Origin of the sequence: Rhizobium sp. 'Codium 1', from assembly GCF_020889605.1 — a bacterium.
GTDB classification, from domain to species: domain Bacteria; phylum Pseudomonadota; class Alphaproteobacteria; order Rhizobiales; family Rhizobiaceae; genus Allorhizobium; species Allorhizobium algae.
This window is the reverse complement of record NZ_JAJGPW010000001.1, coordinates 499,724-516,682: the sequence shown is the minus strand read 5'-3', so window position 1 is coordinate 516,682 and position 16,959 is coordinate 499,724. Positions and strand designations below refer to the sequence as shown.

17 protein-coding genes are annotated in these 16,959 nt (G+C 61.9%); 10 read left to right on the top strand and 7 right to left on the bottom strand.

Translation table 11 applies throughout. From position 1 onward, the window contains the following. Nucleotides 1-4: 4 nt before the first annotated feature. Nucleotides 5-814, top strand: coding sequence for a RibD family protein (locus LJE98_RS02505; protein WP_229573142.1), 810 nt, complete (start codon nt 5-7; stop codon nt 812-814). Here LJE98_RS02505 and LJE98_RS02500 read toward each other — a convergent pair. From LJE98_RS02500 to LJE98_RS02485, 4 genes are read right to left on the bottom strand one after another with little or no spacing between them, the layout of a single operon-like run. After that, nucleotides 767-1,564 (bottom strand): class I SAM-dependent methyltransferase, encoded by a 798-nt coding sequence (locus LJE98_RS02500; RefSeq protein ID WP_229573140.1) that lies wholly within the window; start codon nt 1,562-1,564, stop codon nt 767-769. The two genes, LJE98_RS02505 and LJE98_RS02500, sit on opposite strands and share 48 nt — an antisense overlap. Continuing rightward, nucleotides 1,561-2,604, bottom strand: coding sequence for a glycosyltransferase family 4 protein (locus tag LJE98_RS02495; RefSeq protein ID WP_229573139.1), 1,044 nt, complete (start codon nt 2,602-2,604; stop codon nt 1,561-1,563). Before LJE98_RS02495 ends, LJE98_RS02500 begins: the two co-directional genes overlap by 4 nt. Beyond that, nucleotides 2,601-2,999: a 6-pyruvoyl trahydropterin synthase family protein gene (locus LJE98_RS02490; protein ID WP_229573138.1), complete on the bottom strand. Its 399-nt coding sequence runs from the start codon at nt 2,997-2,999 to the stop codon at nt 2,601-2,603. The genes LJE98_RS02495 and LJE98_RS02490 overlap by 4 nt, the downstream gene beginning before the upstream one ends. A gap of 14 nt (nt 3,000-3,013) precedes the next feature. After that, nucleotides 3,014-4,015, bottom strand: a complete 1,002-nt coding sequence (locus LJE98_RS02485; protein ID WP_229573137.1) for a zinc-dependent alcohol dehydrogenase — start codon at nt 4,013-4,015, stop codon at nt 3,014-3,016. A gap of 161 nt (nt 4,016-4,176) precedes the next feature. Here LJE98_RS02485 and ribA point away from each other — a divergent pair, with 161 nt between their 5' ends. The 3 genes from ribA to LJE98_RS02470 are packed head-to-tail and all read left to right on the top strand — an operon-like array spanning nt 4,177 to nt 6,878. Further along, a complete protein-coding gene (gene ribA / locus LJE98_RS02480; RefSeq protein WP_229573136.1) occupies nt 4,177-5,283 on the top strand; it encodes a GTP cyclohydrolase II RibA in 1,107 nt (368 codons plus the stop codon). 27 nt (nt 5,284-5,310) lie between these two features. Beyond that, nucleotides 5,311-6,123, top strand: coding sequence for a CDP-alcohol phosphatidyltransferase family protein (locus tag LJE98_RS02475; RefSeq protein ID WP_229573135.1), 813 nt, complete (start codon nt 5,311-5,313; stop codon nt 6,121-6,123). Next, nucleotides 6,120-6,878 carry an FkbM family methyltransferase gene (locus LJE98_RS02470; protein ID WP_229573134.1) on the top strand — a complete coding sequence of 253 codons (759 nt, stop codon included), beginning with the start codon at nt 6,120-6,122 and terminating at the stop codon, nt 6,876-6,878. Before LJE98_RS02475 ends, LJE98_RS02470 begins: the two co-directional genes overlap by 4 nt. Nucleotides 6,879-6,886: 8 nt before the next feature. Here LJE98_RS02470 and LJE98_RS02465 read toward each other — a convergent pair whose 3' ends face one another. Then, nucleotides 6,887-7,807 carry a lysylphosphatidylglycerol synthase transmembrane domain-containing protein gene (locus LJE98_RS02465; protein WP_229573133.1) on the bottom strand — a complete coding sequence of 307 codons (921 nt, stop codon included), beginning with the start codon at nt 7,805-7,807 and terminating at the stop codon, nt 6,887-6,889. Nucleotides 7,808-7,938: 131 nt separating this feature from the next. On the opposite strand from LJE98_RS02465, the gene LJE98_RS02460 reads away from it, so the two are divergent. Further along, a complete protein-coding gene (locus tag LJE98_RS02460) occupies nt 7,939-9,543 on the top strand; it encodes a sulfatase (RefSeq protein ID WP_229573132.1) in 1,605 nt (534 codons plus the stop codon). On the opposite strand, the gene LJE98_RS02455 is transcribed toward LJE98_RS02460, so the two are convergent. Beyond that, complete coding sequence (locus LJE98_RS02455; RefSeq protein ID WP_420710083.1) at nt 9,530-10,471, bottom strand: helix-turn-helix domain-containing protein; 942 nt, start codon at nt 10,469-10,471, stop codon at nt 9,530-9,532. The two genes, LJE98_RS02460 and LJE98_RS02455, sit on opposite strands and share 14 nt — an antisense overlap. 103 nt (nt 10,472-10,574) lie before the next feature. On the opposite strand from LJE98_RS02455, the gene pobA reads away from it, so the two are divergent. After that, the gene (pobA, locus tag LJE98_RS02450) at nt 10,575-11,747 is read left to right on the top strand and encodes a 4-hydroxybenzoate 3-monooxygenase (RefSeq protein WP_229573131.1); all 1,173 of its coding nucleotides are present in this window, start codon (nt 10,575-10,577) and stop codon (nt 11,745-11,747) included. A gap of 211 nt (nt 11,748-11,958) precedes the next feature. After that, nucleotides 11,959-13,404 carry an aldehyde dehydrogenase gene (locus LJE98_RS02445; RefSeq protein WP_229573880.1) on the top strand — a complete coding sequence of 482 codons (1,446 nt, stop codon included), beginning with the start codon at nt 11,959-11,961 and terminating at the stop codon, nt 13,402-13,404. A 64-nt stretch (nt 13,405-13,468) separates the two neighbouring features. Here the strand turns inward: LJE98_RS02445 and LJE98_RS02440 are convergent, their stop codons facing one another. Then, on the bottom strand, nt 13,469-13,981 hold the full coding sequence (locus LJE98_RS02440) for a MarR family winged helix-turn-helix transcriptional regulator (RefSeq protein ID WP_229573130.1): 513 nt from the start codon (nt 13,979-13,981) through the stop codon (nt 13,469-13,471). A gap of 162 nt (nt 13,982-14,143) precedes the next feature. Here LJE98_RS02440 and LJE98_RS02435 point away from each other — a divergent pair, with 162 nt between their 5' ends. The 3 genes from LJE98_RS02435 to LJE98_RS02425 all read left to right on the top strand — a co-directional run bounded on the left by LJE98_RS02435 (nt 14,144) and on the right by LJE98_RS02425 (nt 16,945). Continuing rightward, entirely contained in the window at nt 14,144-15,700 is a 1,557-nt protein-coding gene (locus LJE98_RS02435) for an AMP-binding protein (protein ID WP_229573129.1), read from the top strand. Nucleotides 15,701-15,750: 50 nt separating this feature from the next. Continuing rightward, nucleotides 15,751-16,578 carry a p-hydroxycinnamoyl CoA hydratase/lyase gene (locus LJE98_RS02430; RefSeq protein ID WP_147887647.1) on the top strand — a complete coding sequence of 276 codons (828 nt, stop codon included), beginning with the start codon at nt 15,751-15,753 and terminating at the stop codon, nt 16,576-16,578. 175 nt (nt 16,579-16,753) lie between these two features. Then, the gene (locus LJE98_RS02425; RefSeq protein ID WP_229573128.1) at nt 16,754-16,945 is read left to right on the top strand and encodes a CsbD family protein; all 192 of its coding nucleotides are present in this window, start codon (nt 16,754-16,756) and stop codon (nt 16,943-16,945) included. Nucleotides 16,946-16,959 lie beyond the last annotated feature (14 nt).

The window sequence follows — 16,959 nt, the reverse complement described above, 5'->3', positions numbered from 1 at the left end:
CTCCATGCGTAAGATCGACATGACGGACCAGCTCTGGGCACGGCTTCTTTCCATGCGCGGAAGCCTGGGCAAGACTGCCCCGGATGAGGCCGAAGCCGCCATGGCGCTCTATGCGCCGATGGCAGCAGCCGAAGGTCGTTTTGTCCTTGCCCAGGTCGGGCAGTCTATCGACGGGCGCGTCGCTACCCCGTCTGGCGATGCCCGCGACATTTCCGGCCCCGACGGGATTGCCCATCTGCATCGCTGTCGCGCCTTGGTGGAAGCCGTCATCGTCGGTGTCGGGACCGTGAAATGCGACGACCCGCGCCTGTCGGTCCGCGCCGTCAAGGGACCCAACCCCGTCCGTGTGGTCATAGACTGTCGAGCCGAACTGACCGGTGAGGAGCGCCTGTTTCGGGACGGCGGCGCCCCGGTCATCCTGATCCAGGGAGCCGATGCACCGGAACGATCCCATAACGCCGATGTGCTGCGGGTCCCGCGGACTGAGGCGGGGCTTGACCCTTGCGATATTCTCGACGCACTCGCCGATCGCGGGCTCAGCCGCATTCTGGTCGAAGGTGGTGCCCGTACCATTGCCCGCTTCATCGAGGCCGGGCTGGTCGATCGGTTGCATGTGGCGATCGCGCCGCTCATCATCGGATCCGGCCCTGCCGGCATCGCGCTGCCGCCGATCGACAAGCTCACCAGCGCTTATCGGCCAGAAGCCAGGGTCTACGCCCTGGGCAGCGATATCCTCTTTGACTGCGACCTCAAGTCCTCAGCCCGCTCAGCGATGCGGCAGGGCGAGGATATCCGTGTGGCCGACCACGCATGAACTGCCGGCATCCGCGATTTTCTCCAGCCTGAAGTCCATCCAGGATCTGATATCCTGCCTGGTGAGGGTGCCAATCTCGGCCAATGGCTTTTCCAGGCCCTCAAGGAAGGCCGTCTGTAGCGCCGCATCGTCCGGGCCCATGATCCAGGGGCTGGTGCCGACAGAGATGCTGTAGCCGAGATTTTCGAAGCAATGCCTCAGATACTCCGTAGCATCGGGACCGAGGGCTGGCCCAAAGCCCTTGTCGAACCTTTGATGGCGGTTGAAGTCCGCCGCGACCTGTTCGTCAAGCGCGTGCTTTACAGTCCACTCCATCACGCCATCATAGTTCAAGGCGGCATAGAGCCCGGTCCCGCTTCGAGAAAGCGTCTGGGCGAAACGATTGCAGAAATCGGCGGAGCACAGGTCGAAGAGTGCGGATGCCGTCACCAAGGTCACATCCGAGAGCGGGAGCAATTCTACCTCGTTGAGATCGAACTGTCGAAACGACACCGTGTCCCTCACGCCGATGCGGCGTTCCGCCTCTGCGAGCAGCAGAGGGTCGTAGTCGAGGAGGGTCCAGCGCGTGTCATCCGGAACATGTGGGGTCAGGCTGCGCCAGGTCGACCCGGTCCCGCAGCCGATGTCTAGGATCTTAGCTTGCCCGATACTTCCCAGATGTCCTGAAATCGCCTCGACCAGCGTCGACGCCCGTGCTCGCAGATCGACGGGTTCGCGCAGTGCCAGCCAGTCCTTGTCGAAGCCGCTCATGATATCCTGTCCAATGTGTCGGAGATGATCTGTGCCGTTTTTGGCCAATCCGGCAGCTGCGCGCCCGCCTGCCGTGCGGCAATGGCCCGCCGCTGCCGCTCGTCTGGATCGGTGAGCAGGCGACGGAGCGCCTGGCCAAAGGCATCTGCATCGTCTACCGAAACGAGTATGCCAGCGTCTGCAGGCACGACATCCGGCACAGCGCCCGCCTTGCATGCGACGATCGGTAGACCATGAGAAAGCGCTTCGGCAAAGACCATGCCATAGCCTTCGTAGCGGCTGGCAAGCGCGAAAATGTCTGCGCCGGCGAAGTAGCCTTTCGGATCGTCGACTTCGCCAGCAAGCTGCACACGGTCGGTCAGATCCAGTTCGTCGACCCGGCGTGAGAGTTCGACACCGGTCGCCGGGTCGAGTGTCTTGCTGCCGATGATCGTTGCTTCCCAACCGAGATCCTCGATCGACTTCAACGCCGAAAGCAGAATGTCATGCCCCTTCCGGCGCGACAGCGTGCCGACCGAGAGGATCTTTGGGACCGAGTTGTCGGCAGGAGCGAATTCGGCACGCGCTGTCCCGGGCAGCGCCACGGTGATGCGCGGAGCTTCGACGCCATAGTTCGCAGAAATTTCCCGGGCCGTCATCGGCGAGGTGACGATCACATGACGAGCAGAGGAGAGTGCCGCCCGTTCGCTTGTGCGGAGCCTCGTCTGCTCAGTCTCGGAAAGCCCGGTTTCGAGCGCGAGCGGATGGTGAACCAGTGCGACGATCTTGAGGCGTGCGGCCTCCGCCGTAGCCCAGGCATCGAGAACCCCGAAGGCAAGTCCGTCGATCACCACAAGCGTTTCGTCCGGCAGAGCCGAAAGCATCTTGCTCGCGCTTTGAACCGTCGCTTTTGAAGGCACCGGAAAACCGTCACCGAGCGGCATCAGGTTGACTGTCCATCCCAGTGATCTCAAGCCCTCTGTCACCTTGCGATCATAGGCATAACCGCCGGTTCTCAGCGAGAGATCGCCCGGATAGGCGAATATCAGCGAACGGCTCAAAGATCCGCCTCGTACCAGCCGCGCGCCGCATGCGATTCATGCAGCATCACCTTGAGGCGGCAGATCCGGTGGCTACCGGGGCCGAGACGCTTGTCGGAAACGGCCAGGGCAAGCTGGTCGAAGATGTGCTTGGCGATCACTTCCGTCGTGCTCACCTTACCATGGAAGACCTCCACTTCGTCGAGGTTCTGATAGTTGAGCGGCTTCAGAACCTCCGACAGCACGGTCGTGGCTGCACCAATGTCGACGGCGAGGCCATCCTCGTCGACGTCCTTGGTGAAAAATGCCGCATCGACGACGAATGTCGCCCCATGCATCCCCTGGGCCGGGCCGAAAACCGGGCGCGGCAGGCTATGGGCGATCATGATATGGTCTCGAACTTCAACAGCGAACATGAGCTCTCTTTTCTTCAGTAGCGGATGCGATGGCACAGTGTGTCTTGTGCGGACAGGATACGAGCATAAGCGGCGGGCAGTTCAGCAAAATCAGTTTCACCGGAGATCAGGCGATCCAGGCACGGGTCGAACAGCAGTTCGAGCGCCTTTGCCATGCGCCGCGCATAGGTCCAGCGCGCGCGTCGCATGGCCGGGATAGACCCGACCTGGGAACTCACCAGTGAGAGCCGGCGCGAATGGAAGGCGCCGCCAAGCGGGATCGGCACCACCCTGTCCCCATACCAGCTCGCCTCGATGATCTTTGCCTCCATGCCCGCATGGGCAATGGCCTGCTGCAAGGCCTCGGCCGAGGCGGTCGCGTTCACCAGGACGTCGAATTCGCCATCGAGGGCGTCCGCCTCGCAAAACGTCAGGCCGAGAGCGGTTGCCAGCTCCCTTCTCGTCGGATCGCGGTCGACGATGGTCGTTTCGGTGCCGATGATACGGGATGCAAGATAGGCGACGAGTGAACCAACCACCCCGGCGCCGAAGACGGCGACGCGATCGCCCGGTTGAATGCCGGCGTCCCAGACGATGTTGAGAGCAGTTTCCATATTGGCCGCAAGGACTGCCCGCTGCGCTGGCAGCGTGTCGGGGAGGACGGTCACCTGTTCTGCGGGAAGAACGAACCTGTCCTGATGCGGGAAAAGGGCAAAGACCTCTTTGCCGACGAGATGCGAAGGCCCCGCCTCGATCTGCCCGACGGCCGCATAGCCGTACTTCACCGGAAAGGGGAAGGTACCCTCCATATGCGGCCCGCGCATCCGCTCGAACTCGCTTTCAGGCACGAGGCCACGAAAGACAAGTGCCTCCGTCCCGCGGCTGATCCCGCTGTAGAGCGTACGCACGACAACGTCGGTCGGTGAGGGCTCGGCAATCCGCTCCTCGCGTAGCTGGCAGAGTTCAGGCGCTACAATCCACAGCGCGGAGGCTGCTTCCCCTTCGGCTACGGTCTGTTCATTTGCTTCGAGCTTCACACTGCGACCCCCGCGCACTAGATATATACCACAAGTGGAACGTATTGCGGCACAGAGCATTTGGTTCCGTAACCGTCATCAAATTAATTTTATGACGGATGCGCAAACCATCGCCGGAGTTGAGGCGTAGTGCTTGCCACTGATTAGGGAGTGAATGCCTCATGTCGAAATCCAGCCAGCCCGCTTTCCAGTTCCCTACCGCTGCGATCGAAGTTGAACGTGCGGTATCGGAGCTTCGTTATGGCCGTCCAGTGGTGATCAGCGAGGGTGATAGGAAGATTGCGGCTCTTGCGCTCGATTGCGTTGCGCCCTCCCTTTTCGACCAGTTCGCTCCGGTCACCGAGAACCGTCACGGCCTTCTGTTGACTGCGCCCCGCGCGAGCCGCCTCGGTATCGGCAGGGACCTTGATGTGGTCACGCCGCTTGCCGGTCTTTCCTTCGATACTGCGTCGCGCCTCGCTTATGCAATCGGCGCGGAAAAGCCGGCACTCTGGCAGCCGGCAGATGCCTTGGCGACACAGTCTGCCGAGCTTGCACGTCTGGCACTCTTGCTGCCGGCCATGGTCCTGGCTGACGTCACGCAGATCCACGATCGTTTCGCCGGATGCTGCGAAATCGCCTCAAGCCGCTTGAAGGGCGCCGATGCGGCGCGCCAGCGTTTTGACATGGTTGTGCGCACCCGGGTCCCGCTCAAGGATCTCGGCGATGCCGATTTCGTTGTCTTCCGTGGCGGTCTCGCGCAGAAGGATCAGGTGGCGATCGTGGTCGGCAAGCCGGATGTGTCCAAGACGGTGCCGATCCGTATTCACTCCTCCTGCATCACGGGTGATCTCTGCGGCTCGCTGAAATGCGATTGTGGTGACCAGCTTCGCAACGGCCTGGCGCTTCTCAAGCAGGCTGGCGGCGGCGTCCTGCTCTATCTCGATCAGGAAGGGCGCGGCACCGGCATCGGCGCCAAGATGCGCGCCTATGGTTATCAGCACCTGGGTCTGGACACGATCGATGCCGATGCTGAACTCGGGCTTGCGGAAGATCACCGACGTTATGAGGCAGCGGTCGCCATGTTGCGTCTGCTCGATATCTCGAAGGTCGCCGTTTACACCAACAACCCGACCAAGATCGCCGGCCTCGAGCTTGGCGGTATCGAGGTCGAGGCGCGGGCGGCGGTCACGGGGCGTGTGACTGCGGAAAACGAGAACTACCTGCGTACCAAGACCCTGCGTGCCGGCCACCTGATGGACCTGGCAACGCTGGTCGCTGCAGAATAATATTCAGGCGGGCAGGGAGGATTGCAGATGGCAAGCGAGCCGGAACGGCTTGGCGGCGTTGATTTCGTCGGATCATGGGGTGTAAGCCGATCGGCTTTTGCCTCGCGTCTGCTGGAACGGCGCGGCCTCCTGAACGATACGCTTGCTATCCTGTCCGGACTGTTTGTTGGTACGGGCGTCGTTGCGGTGCTTGCCTCCTTCGTTCTGCCTGTGGGATGGGATTTCGTCGCCTTCGTCATCGTGTCGCTCGCACTGATGTTTTCCCTGGTCATCTATGCTCTGCCGGCGCATCCGCATCGCCGCTTCGGATATGCCAATCTGGTGACGGCGTTCCGGGCCTCCCTCGTCAGTCTGACATTCGCAACCATCATCTGTTTCGAGAGTCTGGCGACCGTTGAGCTCGCTCTTTGGACGCTTGTCGGTGTGGTTCTCTTTGCCCTCGCCTTGGATGGCGTCGATGGATATCTCGCCCGTCGCTACGGCCAGGAATCGTCCTTCGGGGCCCGCTTCGACATGGAAGTCGATGCACTCCTGATTCTGGTGCTCTCGTTGGCGGCGACCATCCTGGACAAGGCGGGGCATTGGGTGCTGCTGATCGGCCTCTTGCGTTACGGCTTTGTAGCCCTAGGCTGGGTCTTGCCGCGCTTGAATGGCGAGCTTTTCCCATCCTTCAGGCGCAAACTGATTTGTGTGCTTCAGATCGCGGCGCTCTGCATCATCCTGGTGCCATTCGTGGCGCCGCCGTTTTCCACGGCAATCGCAGCGGCTGCCCTTGTCGCGCTTGTCTATTCCTTTGCCGTGGACATCGTCTTCCTCCTGCGCCAGCCGGCCGAAGCATGATGGGCCTCGTTGACCGCTTCTCGACGTCCCTCGGGCTGGCGCGCTCGCTGGTTGTCTATTACGGCCAGCCCTGGCGGCGCTCGGCACTGCGCCGGTTCTACAGCTCCATCGTCAAACCCGGTGAACTCGTCTTCGATATCGGCGCCCACGTCGGCAGCCGCAGCAGCACATTGCTCTCCCTTGGGGCGAAAGTGGTTGCAGTCGAGCCGCAGCCGGCCTTTGCCGAATTCATCGAGCGCCGCTTTGCCGCGCACCTGACCGGCTTCGAACGCGTGGCGGTGGGGCGCATGGCGGGTGAGATTGATCTGCTGATCTCGAGCCGTCATCCGACGGTGACGAGCATTTCCAGCCGCTTCGTCGAGACCGTCGGTCAGAGCAAGGGCTTTTCGCAGGTCGTCTGGGATCGCAAGGTGACGGTCCCGATGGTGACGCTCGACCACCTGATCGCGAAATACGGACTACCGGCCTTCTGCAAGATCGACGTTGAGGGCGCCGAGGCGGAAATTCTCCACGGTCTCACGAAACCGATCCCGCTGATCGCCTTTGAATACATTCCCGCAATGCCCTCGGTTGCCTCCAATGCAATCGACCGATTGATGGGCCTGGGAGCCTATAGATTCAACCGCGTCGTCGGAGAACGGCATCGCTTCGTGTCCGAGCGTTGGAAAACGGCGGACGAATTGCTCGTCGAACTCTCGCAGATGCCGACAGAGGGTGCCTCGGGCGACGTCTATGCCCGGCTCGATCGGCAATGATCGCGTCGTCAGGCTCGGCGAGGCTTGCCACGGATCGTTTCGAGCGTGAGGATTGCAAGTCCCGGCAGGGCGCCGGCGAGCGACAGGCCGCCATAAACGATGCTGGCCGCAAGCCCCTCGGTCGACGTGGCGCCGATGAGCGGCCAAAGCGCCATCGCGGCTGCTTCACGGGTCCCCCACCCGCCCATGCCGGCGGGTATCAGCATGACGATCAGGCTGAGCGGAATGACGGTCAGCGCTGCCGTCCAGGGAAGCGGCGCTCCGACCGCATCGCTTGCAAGGAAAAAGCCCGCGACATAAGTGCCAACGATCAGCAAGCTCATGCCTGCTTGAATGAACAGTGCCCCGTCGCGAACGAAGACGGCGCCCACCTCGTCTACGAGTTGCCCGATCCACGAGAAACGTCGCTTGATGACATTCATGCCGCCACCGATTGCGGCGGCAACGAGAATGAAGCCGAGAGCGATGTGAAGCGAGAGCCGGCCCGCATCCTCGCCGCCAAGAACCTGTGGCCAGATGAAGAGGCCGCCCAGGGCCAGCACGAAGAAGGCCATTTGTCCGGACAGTCGTTCGAACAGAACAGCCTTTGTCGGCCGTTTCCAGCCGCCGGGTCCTTCACTTCGCATCCGATAGGCGCGGACGGCATCGCCGGCCACCCCGCCGGGGAGGGTCTGATTGAGAAAGCTTGCAACATAATATTCGCTGACGGCGAGCGGCAGGGACATGGCCTCACCGAGCCGCGCGGCCGTGAAGCGCCAGCGCAGAGCCGAGACGGCGATCTGGATCTGGACGAGCATGAGACCGGCGATCACATGTGCCGCCGATACTTGCTTGAAGCCATCTTTCAGGGCCTCGAAATCCGTTCCGGAAATCAGGAATGCCAGAAAGGCAACGAGTGCGAGGGCAGCAAGGAGGCGCAGCAGGGGCAAATGGTGAGACTTCCGTCGTTTGAAAATGATCTGTCGAAGACCTATACGCAAGAATTGATCCGACGGACTTCCATGCCGAGAAAACCGCGTCTGCGCAATGGATGCCAGGTTGGGCCGGGGAGCCTTGCGCGATGCTGAAGCCGGCAACCGACATTCGTCCCTATCTCGGCGTTGTGCTCGTATCGGTAATCGCCTGGCTGGCGTTTACCCTTCCGGATCATCCAGATGCCATCGGATGGAACGCCTTCTTGCGCCTGCCGCTCGAATGGCCGCTCTTGATGCTCCTCTTGCTCGTCGTGCCCCGCCGTCTGCGCAAGCCGAGCGCTCTTCTCAGTGGGCTTCTGCTTCTGACGATCCTGTTCCTCAAAATCGCGGACATCGGCACCAAGTCTGCATTTGAGCGGCCGTTCAATCCCTATCTCGATGCCAAGATGCTGGTGGATGGCTGGAACCTGATATCCGGCACGGTCGGAACGCTCACGGCTCTGACTGGTGTGGTCACAGCACTTCTTGGTCTTGCGCTGGTCCTGGTCCTCTTCCTGGCGGCCGCGCGATGGCTTGCGGCAATGCCACGGCCAGCCCGCTCCTGGCTGGTGATATTCCTGGCAGCCGTCACGCTCTTTGGCGGCTTGGCGACCTTCATGGGCACGCCCAGGATCGAGGCGCGCATACCCACCTATCTCCGCACCCGGCTTGCACTCATCGTGAAGTCCGTCGAGGACATGCATGTCTTCGAAGCGGCGCTGGCCAAGGGCGAGGGCCCGCGTGCGGGTGCAAGGCTGTTCGCCGGTGTCGAGAACATGGATGTCGTCTTCCTTTTCGTCGAGTCCTATGGGCGGTCGGCCCTGGAGGATCCGCGTTACGCCGACACGACACGGCCTCGTCTGGCAAGTGTCCAGGCGGAGATCCAGAGCGCTGGGCTGGCCTCGGCCAGCGCCTGGGCAACCTCACCCACCGTCGGCGGTCTGAGCTGGCTCGCCCACGGCACGCTCCTGTCGGGCCTCTGGATCGACAGTCAGGCCCGCTACGACCGGCTGATGATCAGCAGCCAGCCGAGCCTCAATCGCCTCTTCTCGGAAGCTGGCTGGAAGAGTGTCGCGGCCATGCCGGCGATCACCATGGACTGGCCGGAGGCGGCCTATTATGGCTACCGCCAGACCCTGGCTGCGGCCGATCTCGAATATCGCGGCGAACCGTTCAACTGGGTGACGATGCCGGACCAATACACGCTTGCGGCTTTCGAACGCCTCGGCCGTGGCCCGGCCCACGCCGCAGGGGAGAAGGTCATGGCGGAAATCGCGCTGATCTCCAGCCACGCGCCCTGGACCCCGGTCCCGACGCTCGTCGACTGGGCGGAGGTCGGTGACGGGACGATCTTCAACCCGCAGGCGGAAAGCGGTGATCCGCCATCCGTGGTTTGGGCCGATCCAGAGCGTGTGCGCCGTCAGTACATCCAGACGATCGACTATTCGCTTGAGACGCTCGGCAGCTATATGGCGCGCTTCGGCCGTGACACTGTCTTCGTCATCCTGGGCGATCACCAGCCAGCCAACATCATCACCGGGCCGAATGCGTCACGCGCCGTACCGATCCATGTCGTCTCGGCCGACAGAGACCTTGTCGAGAGTTTCGAAGCCCAAGGCTTCACGGCTGGCATGCTTCCGGAAGCACAGACCCGCGAGTGGCGGATGGACGAGATGCGACAGGTGCTGATCGATCGTTTCAGCGCTCCCTGATGCCGCCCGGTTCATCGTTGCGCGATCCAATCCGCGTCTGTTCCTGCCGCCGCCAGGCGCCGGGTGTCATGCCGGTCTGGCGGCTGAAGAATCGTGAGAAATAGGCAGGGTCGGAAAAGCCGAGACGGAAGGCGATCTGCTTGACGCTGCCCGGTGTGAACAGCAATTCCCTTTGCGCCTCCTCGATCAGCCGTCGCGCCACCAGATCCTGCGTCCCGAGACCTGTCTTTGCCTTCAGCACCCGGTTGAGATGCGTCGGCGTGATGCCAAGTGCGCCGGCATAGAAGGATGCGGGCCGGTGATTGCGCACTTCCCGGTGAAGCAGCGCCGAGAAGGCTTCGATCCTGCGGTCATTCTCGTCCGTACCTTCGGCCTCCGTCTGGTCATGCGCGGCGATCCGCGCGGTCAGCGCGAGTGAAGCCGCAAGACCCGCCTCCATCAGCACGGTTCGGCCGGTCAGCCGTCCCTCCCATTCGGTGGCGACCCGCAGGAGTTGGTCGATGATCAACTTACCTTCACCGGTCTCTTGCAGCAGGCGCGTGACCCGAGGCGCCGAAAGAAAGTCGCCGAAGGCACTCGGCTCCCCTGGACGGACGGGCAGGCGGCTCGCGAGAAAGGTGAAGACATAACCCTCGATATCAGGTGAAAAGCGAAACCCGTGTCCGACTGCCGGCGGAACGGTCACGAGAGACATCGGTTCGAAACGCACAGTTTCTCCGTCGAAGATGGCGTCGCCCGATCCACCGGTCACCAGCAGGATCTGAAAGTAACGCTCGTGTCGATGCAGGCCTATTTCCCAGTGATGGAGGGCGCTTCTGGCCGCAATCGTTTCGCAGTGCACCCAAAAGCGCGAGCCCGACGGGTCATCTTCGCCATAGAGGTCATAGGTCGGGATTAAATCACCTGGCTGAGAAGTGCGTTGCATCATGTTCGATTTGTGCAACAAAACACATGATCCGTCCATTGTGGTGGACTGCCCGTCGCACCAGAATTTGTCGAAACACAATTTCAGTGCGCAGCGGGAGAAAGACATGCGGACCAAGGTTGCCATCATCGGATCAGGCCCTTCCGGCCTGCTTCTGGGACAGCTCCTGACCAATGCTGGCGTCGACAACGTGATCGTGGATCGCGTTGGCAAGGACCACATCCTCTCGCGCGTTCGCGCCGGTGTTCTTGAAGAAGGTACCGTTGGCCTCGTGGATCGCGCTGGCGTTGGCGATCGCCTGCACCGCGAAGGTCTGCCGCATGACGGCTTTTCGTTGGCCTTTGACGGCCGCGATCATCGCATCGATCTCTTCGACCTGACCGGCGGAAAGCGAGTCATGGTCTATGGTCAGACGGAGCTGACGCGCGACCTGATCGAGCGTCGCGAGCGTGATGGCGGCGTGACGATCTATGACGCTGCCAATGTTGTGCCCTCCGGCTTTGCCGGAGATCATCCCTCCGTCACCTATGAGAAGGATGGCGTCAGTCATCGCATCGACTGTGATTTCATCGCAGGCTGCGACGGGTTTCATGGCGCAAGCCGCAAGGCGGTGCCGGACGATGCGATCAAGACCTTCGAGAAGATCTACCCGTTCGGCTGGCTTGGCATCCTCGCCGATGTGCCGCCGGTCAATCACGAACTCATCTACGCCAATCACCCGCGTGGTTTCGCCCTGTGTTCCATGCGCTCGGAAACCCGCAGTCGCTACTATGTCCAGTGCTCGCTCGACGATACGGTCGAGATGTGGTCGGACGAGCGCTTCTGGGATGAGATCCGCCGCCGCCTGCCGGCCCATCACGCCGAGGCCATGGTGACGGGTCAAAGTTTCGAGAAATCGATCGCACCACTGCGCTCTTTCGTCGCCGAGCCCATGCGCTTCGGTCGGCTTTTCCTGGTCGGCGATGCGGCCCATATCGTCCCGCCGACGGGCGCGAAGGGGCTCAATCTCGCGGCATCAGACGTGTACTACCTCATCGAAGGCCTGCTGGAGCACTATCAGGAAAAATCCGATGCCGCGCTGGACGCCTATTCGCCTCGTGCACTCAAGCGTGTCTGGAAGGCAGTGCGCTTCTCCTGGTCCATGACCACATTGCTGCACCGTTTCCCCGATACGGGCGACTTCGGGCAGAAGATCCAGGAAGCCGAACTCGACTATCTGACCCATTCTCGCGCGGCATCCACGGCCATGGCCGAGAACTATGTAGGTTTGCCCTACTGACCGTTCCGACGGCCACGCGAAGACTCTTGTCAAACAATATTTGTTTGCTAGACTTACAAAAATGACAGGGCCACGGGAGATGGTGCCGTATGCAGAACCGTCGCTGGGACCGGAGGGAATCGATCCGAGATCATTGGTTGGGCGGGAATGACAACCGGCCGCCACCCGGTTCATTGGTGCTGACAACACAGGAGGAGTTTCTATCGTGAACATGCATGTTTCGCTGTTGATCAACGGCGTGGAGACGTCTGCCGCAGGCGGGCGGACTTTCACGCGCATCAATCCCTTTACTCAGGAAGTCGCGACCACGGCGTCCGCCGCCAGTCTGGAAGATGCGGCCGCGGCCGTCGATGCGGCCGCTGCAGCCTTCCCGGCATGGTCCAGAACCGGCCCGGGGGAGCGTCGCAAGATCCTCTTGAAGGCCGCAGACATCATGGAGTCGAAAACGGCCGAGTTCTCCGAACTCGTCATTGCCGAGACCGGCGCGACCGGCCACTGGGGTGCCTTCAATGTCATGGTCGCCGCCAGCATGCTGCGCGAGGCGGCCTCGATGACCACCCAGATTTCCGGCGAGGTCATTCCGTCGAACAAGCCGGGTTCGCTGTCGATGGGCATGCGCCAGGCCGTGGGCGTCTGCCTTGGCATTGCGCCGTGGAACGCGCCGATCATCCTCGGCACGCGCGCTGTCGCCATGCCGCTCGCCTGCGGCAACACCGTGATCCTCAAGGCCTCCGAGCAATGCCCGGGCACCCATCGCCTGATCGCCCAGTGCCTGGTCGAGGCAGGTCTCCCGTCGGGCGCCATCAGCGTCATCACCAATGCACCTGAAGATGCAGCCAAGATCGTCGAAGCGCTGATCACCAATCCGGCGGTGAAGCGTGTCAATTTCACCGGCTCCACCAAGGTGGGCAAGATCATCGGGGAGCTTTGCGGACGCAACCTGAAACCGGCCCTGCTGGAGCTCGGTGGCAAGGCGCCGCTGGTCATTCTCGACGACGCCGATATCGATGCGGCGGTGAATGCGGCTGCCTTCGGCGCCTTCGCGAACATGGGCCAGATCTGCATGTCGACCGAGCGCATCATCGTCGACGATAAGATCGCCGACGAGTTTGTCGCAAAGCTCGCCGCCAAGGCTTCGAAGCTCCCTGCGGGGGACCCGAAGGGCCATGTCGTGCTCGGTTCTCTGATCAGCCTGGAATCGGCCAAGAAGATGGACGATCTCATCGTTGATGCCGTTTCCAAGGGCGCCAAGCTCGTGGCTGGCGGCAAGCGCGAAGGCAGCGTCGTCGAAGCGACCCTGCTCGACAACGTGACGCCAGACATGCGCATGTATCAGGAAGAGAGCTTTGGCCCGGTCAAGCCGATCATCCGTGTGAAGGATGAGGAAGAGGCAATCCGCGTCGCCAACGACACCGAATACGGCCTGTCCGGCGCGGTCTTCAGCCGCGACATCCGCCGCGCGCTGGCAGTCGCTGCGCGCATCGAGTCCGGCATATGCCACATCAACGGCCCGACCGTGTTCGACGAGCCGCAAATGCCGTTCGGCGGGGTCAAGGGCAGTGGTTACGGGCGCTTCGGCGGCAAGGCGGCGATCACCGAGTTCACCGAACTGCGCTGGATCACCATCGAGGATCCGAACCAGCACTACCCGTTCTGATCATGAAAATCGAAACGACCGCTTTCGGGCGGTCGTTTCTGTCTGGAATGTCTGGGAGTGACGCTCAGTCCGACTGGGGCAGAACAGGCAAGATGTCGGAATAGATGCGCTTCAGGCTGTCGATGAAAATCTCGAGCTCTTCGGGCGAAAACCGCTCGGTAAAGCGCAATTCGTGCTGTTCCTGGATGTTGCGTGCCTGTTTCAGAACCTCGATGCCGTTCGCCGTCAGGAGAAGTTCCTGACGCCGCCTGTCGACCGATGAAGGTTTGCGCACCAGGAGGTCGCGCCCCTCCAGCCGGTTGACCAGCGCCATCATCGTGGCACGATCCATGCTGAGCTGATTGGCGATGTCGATCTGGCTGACCTTGGGATTGGCCGCGATCAGCTCGAGCACGGCAAACTGTTTCTGGGTCAGCCCCAGATCTCCCATGGCAGCCGAATAGTCCTGGTAGATGGCGACATTGGCCATGCGCAAATGGAAGCCGAGAATTTCATTGAGGCGTCCTGTGCGCAGCGGGGAGCCGACTTCGAAAACATCGTCGTCATTCGCCGGCTTCAGGTCATTATGTCTGGTCATGGCTTCTCTTCCAGTCATGCCGCATCGAGTTTGCGGAACTATTCATGATCACTTTCGACTGCAACAGTCAAATTCGGCTTGTCAAACCAGAATCGTCAAAATAGTATGTGAAGCATACAATTCGCCAAGGAGGCCCGGATGGGTGGCGATGAGGAGAACGAAATGCAGCCTGGAATTCAGTCGACAGCAGCGGCTGTTGGGTCCGTCGGTCTGGAGACGGACGACCCCTTGATCCATCGCGCCTTGGTCAGTCCGGATCGCCCGGCCGCCTACGAGGTCGCGACCGGCCGTTCCGAGACCTACCAGTCACTGGACGACGCCGTCGCCCGCGCAGCCGGCCTGCTGGCCCAGATTGTCGGCAGCCGACCGCTCTCGCAGCGTATTGCCTTTCTCGGACGCAATTCCATCGACCAGATCGTCGCCTGCCTCGCCTGCCAGCGTGCAGGTCAGGTTTTCGTACCGCTGAACTGGCGGCTCGGTGCAGCCGAACTTTCGCAAATCATTGCCGATTGCGATCCAGCACTTCTCATTCATGAAGCAGACTTTTCCGACGTGCTGGCGCAGATCGCCGAGCCGTTGCCGCGAGCCATTCCGGTCGAGGGCGCGGAAGGATGGGCGCGGATGGTGGCGAACGCCGAGCGCGCCGAACCGGTGGCGCTCGACGCCGACAAACCCTGCATCATGCTTTACACATCAGGCACGACAGGCAGCCCCAAGGGTGTGGTCATCACACGGGGCAATGCCTTTGCGTCGGCGGTCAACTTCGCCCTTGTCGGTGAAGTCACCAGCCGGTCAGTGTCGCTCTGCGACCTGCCCTTTTTCCACACCATCGGGCTTGTCGCCATCGGGCGCACGGCGCTGATGATGGGCGGGCGACTGGTGATCTCTGACCGCTTCCTGCCCGACAGGACGCTTGCGGTCCTTGGTGATCCCGACCTCGGCGTCACGCATTACTTCGCAGTGCCCCAGATGGCGTCTGCGCTGCGCAGCGCCCCCGGCTGGGATCCGACGGCACTGAAGGCGCTCCAGGCAATCTTCATCGGCGGCGCGCCGCTGTCTCCGGCCCTGATCGAAGCCTTCCTTGCAGACGGCATTCCGCTCGTTAACGGCTATGGCATGAGCGAGGCTGGTACGGCCATCCACATGCCGCTCGATCGGGATGCGGTCGCACGGCATCCCGGAAGTGTGGGCTTTCCCGCACCGCTCCTTGCCGTCCGTCTGGTCGGCGAAGACGGGCAGGATGTAAACGACGGTGAGGTCGGTGAGATCTGGGTCAAGGGGCCCTCTGTCACGCCCGGCTACTGGAACAAGCCTGGCGAGACGGCCCGTGCATTCGTCGGTGACTGGTACCGCACCGGCGACCTCGGGCGCCGGGGTGAGGGCGGCGTGATCCATGTGCCTGATCGCCTCAAGGACATGTATATTTCCGGTGGAGAAAACGTCTTCCCGGCGGAGATCGAGGCGGTGATCGGGGCGCATCCGAAGGTGCGCGATGTCGCAGTCGTCGGATTGCCCGATCCGAAATGGGGGGAATGCGGCGTCGCCTTCATCGTGGCCCAAGCCGGGAGCCCGTCGGCAGAAGAGATTCTTGCCCATTGTGCCGAGCGACTGGCCACCTACAAACGTCCGACCCGCATCGTCTTTCTCGACCAGATCCCGCGAACGGCATCCGGCAAGGCGCAGAAACATATCCTGCGCCAGACCCATGCCCCAAGCTGAACACGGAAAAATGGGCACCACGTCCCAAGCAATGCCTCAAGGAGCCAGTCATGACTGATACGAACACCACGCCAGATCCGGTTCTGGTCGAATTCGACAACGGCATCGCCTTCGTGACGTTGAACCGTCCGGAGAAGCGCAACGCGATGAACCCGAAGTTGAACATGCGCATGCTGGAAGTGCTGGACGAACTCGAAGCGGATGACCGCTGCGGCGTCCTCGTCCTGCGCGGCGCCGGCCAGTCCTGGTCGGCCGGCATGGACCTCAAGGAATACTTCCGTGAGAACGACGGCAAGGGCCGTGCGGCCGTTCTCAAGAGTCGCCGTCAGTCCGGCGGCTGGTGGAACCGACTGATGTATTTCGAAAAGCCGACCATCGCCATGGTCAATGGCTGGTGCTTCGGCGGGGCTTTCACGCCACTCGTCTCCTGCGACCTCGCGATCGCGGCGGATGAAGCCACCTTCGGTCTTTCCGAAATCAACTGGGGCATCCTGCCGGGCGGCAATGTCACCCGCGCCGTGGCCGAGGTCATGAACCACCGGGATTCGCTCTACTACATCATGACCGGCGAGACCTTCGGCGGCCAGAAAGCCCGCGAGATGGGTCTCGTCAACGAATCCGTACCGCTGGCCGATTTGGAAACGCGCGTCCGCACCCTGTGCGCAAGCCTGCTGGAAAAGAACCCCACCGTCCTGAAGGCGGCGAAGGATACCTTTAAGCGGGTGCGAAACATGCCTTGGGAACAGGCTGACGATTATATCTATGCCAAGCTTGAGCAGATGCTCTTCCTCGACAAGAGCAATGGGCGCGCCGAGGGCCTGAAGCAGTTCCTCGACGACAAGACCTACCGCCCCGGCCTCGGCGCCTACAAGCGCTGATCGCCTGTCGGGCCCAAAGTATGGTGGCGCCTCAGGGCGTCACTGGAACGATCGCCGTCCTCGCGCATTGTAGATGTAAGCGGATCGTCGAGCAGCTTGAGACGGACTTTCCCGGCACATGATGACCGGATAGCGACTTGAAATCTGCGCGGTACCGCAAACAAGGAGAACGATTATGGGTTCCACATCCGACAAGATTTCCGGCAATGCAAATGAACTGGCCGGCAAGGCAAAGCAGGCCGTTGGCGACGCGACAGACAATCAGAGCCTTGAAGCCAAGGGCGCCGCACAGGAGGCCAAAGGCCACGGCCAGCAGGCCAAGGGTGAGGCAAAGGACGCGGTGAAGAACGTCGTCGACAAGGCCTGACACTTCAGAGTTTG

Coding starts and splice junctions, on each gene's coding strand:
- LJE98_RS02505 (WP_229573142.1), top strand. CDS start 5: ATGCGTAAGATCGACATGACGGACCAGCTCTGGGCACGGCTTCTTTCC.
- LJE98_RS02500 (WP_229573140.1), bottom strand. CDS start 1,564: ATGAGCGGCTTCGACAAGGACTGGCTGGCACTGCGCGAACCCGTCGAT.
- LJE98_RS02490 (WP_229573138.1), bottom strand. CDS start 2,999: ATGTTCGCTGTTGAAGTTCGAGACCATATCATGATCGCCCATAGCCTG.
- ribA (WP_229573136.1), top strand. CDS start 4,177: ATGTCGAAATCCAGCCAGCCCGCTTTCCAGTTCCCTACCGCTGCGATC.
- LJE98_RS02475 (WP_229573135.1), top strand. CDS start 5,311: ATGGCAAGCGAGCCGGAACGGCTTGGCGGCGTTGATTTCGTCGGATCA.
- LJE98_RS02470 (WP_229573134.1), top strand. CDS start 6,120: ATGATGGGCCTCGTTGACCGCTTCTCGACGTCCCTCGGGCTGGCGCGC.
- LJE98_RS02460 (WP_229573132.1), top strand. CDS start 7,939: ATGCTGAAGCCGGCAACCGACATTCGTCCCTATCTCGGCGTTGTGCTC.
- LJE98_RS02455 (WP_420710083.1), bottom strand. CDS start 10,471: ATGATGCAACGCACTTCTCAGCCAGGTGATTTAATCCCGACCTATGAC.
- pobA (WP_229573131.1), top strand. CDS start 10,575: ATGCGGACCAAGGTTGCCATCATCGGATCAGGCCCTTCCGGCCTGCTT.
- LJE98_RS02445 (WP_229573880.1), top strand. CDS start 11,959: ATGCATGTTTCGCTGTTGATCAACGGCGTGGAGACGTCTGCCGCAGGC.
- LJE98_RS02440 (WP_229573130.1), bottom strand. CDS start 13,981: ATGACCAGACATAATGACCTGAAGCCGGCGAATGACGACGATGTTTTC.
- LJE98_RS02435 (WP_229573129.1), top strand. CDS start 14,144: ATGCAGCCTGGAATTCAGTCGACAGCAGCGGCTGTTGGGTCCGTCGGT.
- LJE98_RS02430 (WP_147887647.1), top strand. CDS start 15,751: ATGACTGATACGAACACCACGCCAGATCCGGTTCTGGTCGAATTCGAC.
- LJE98_RS02425 (WP_229573128.1), top strand. CDS start 16,754: ATGGGTTCCACATCCGACAAGATTTCCGGCAATGCAAATGAACTGGCC.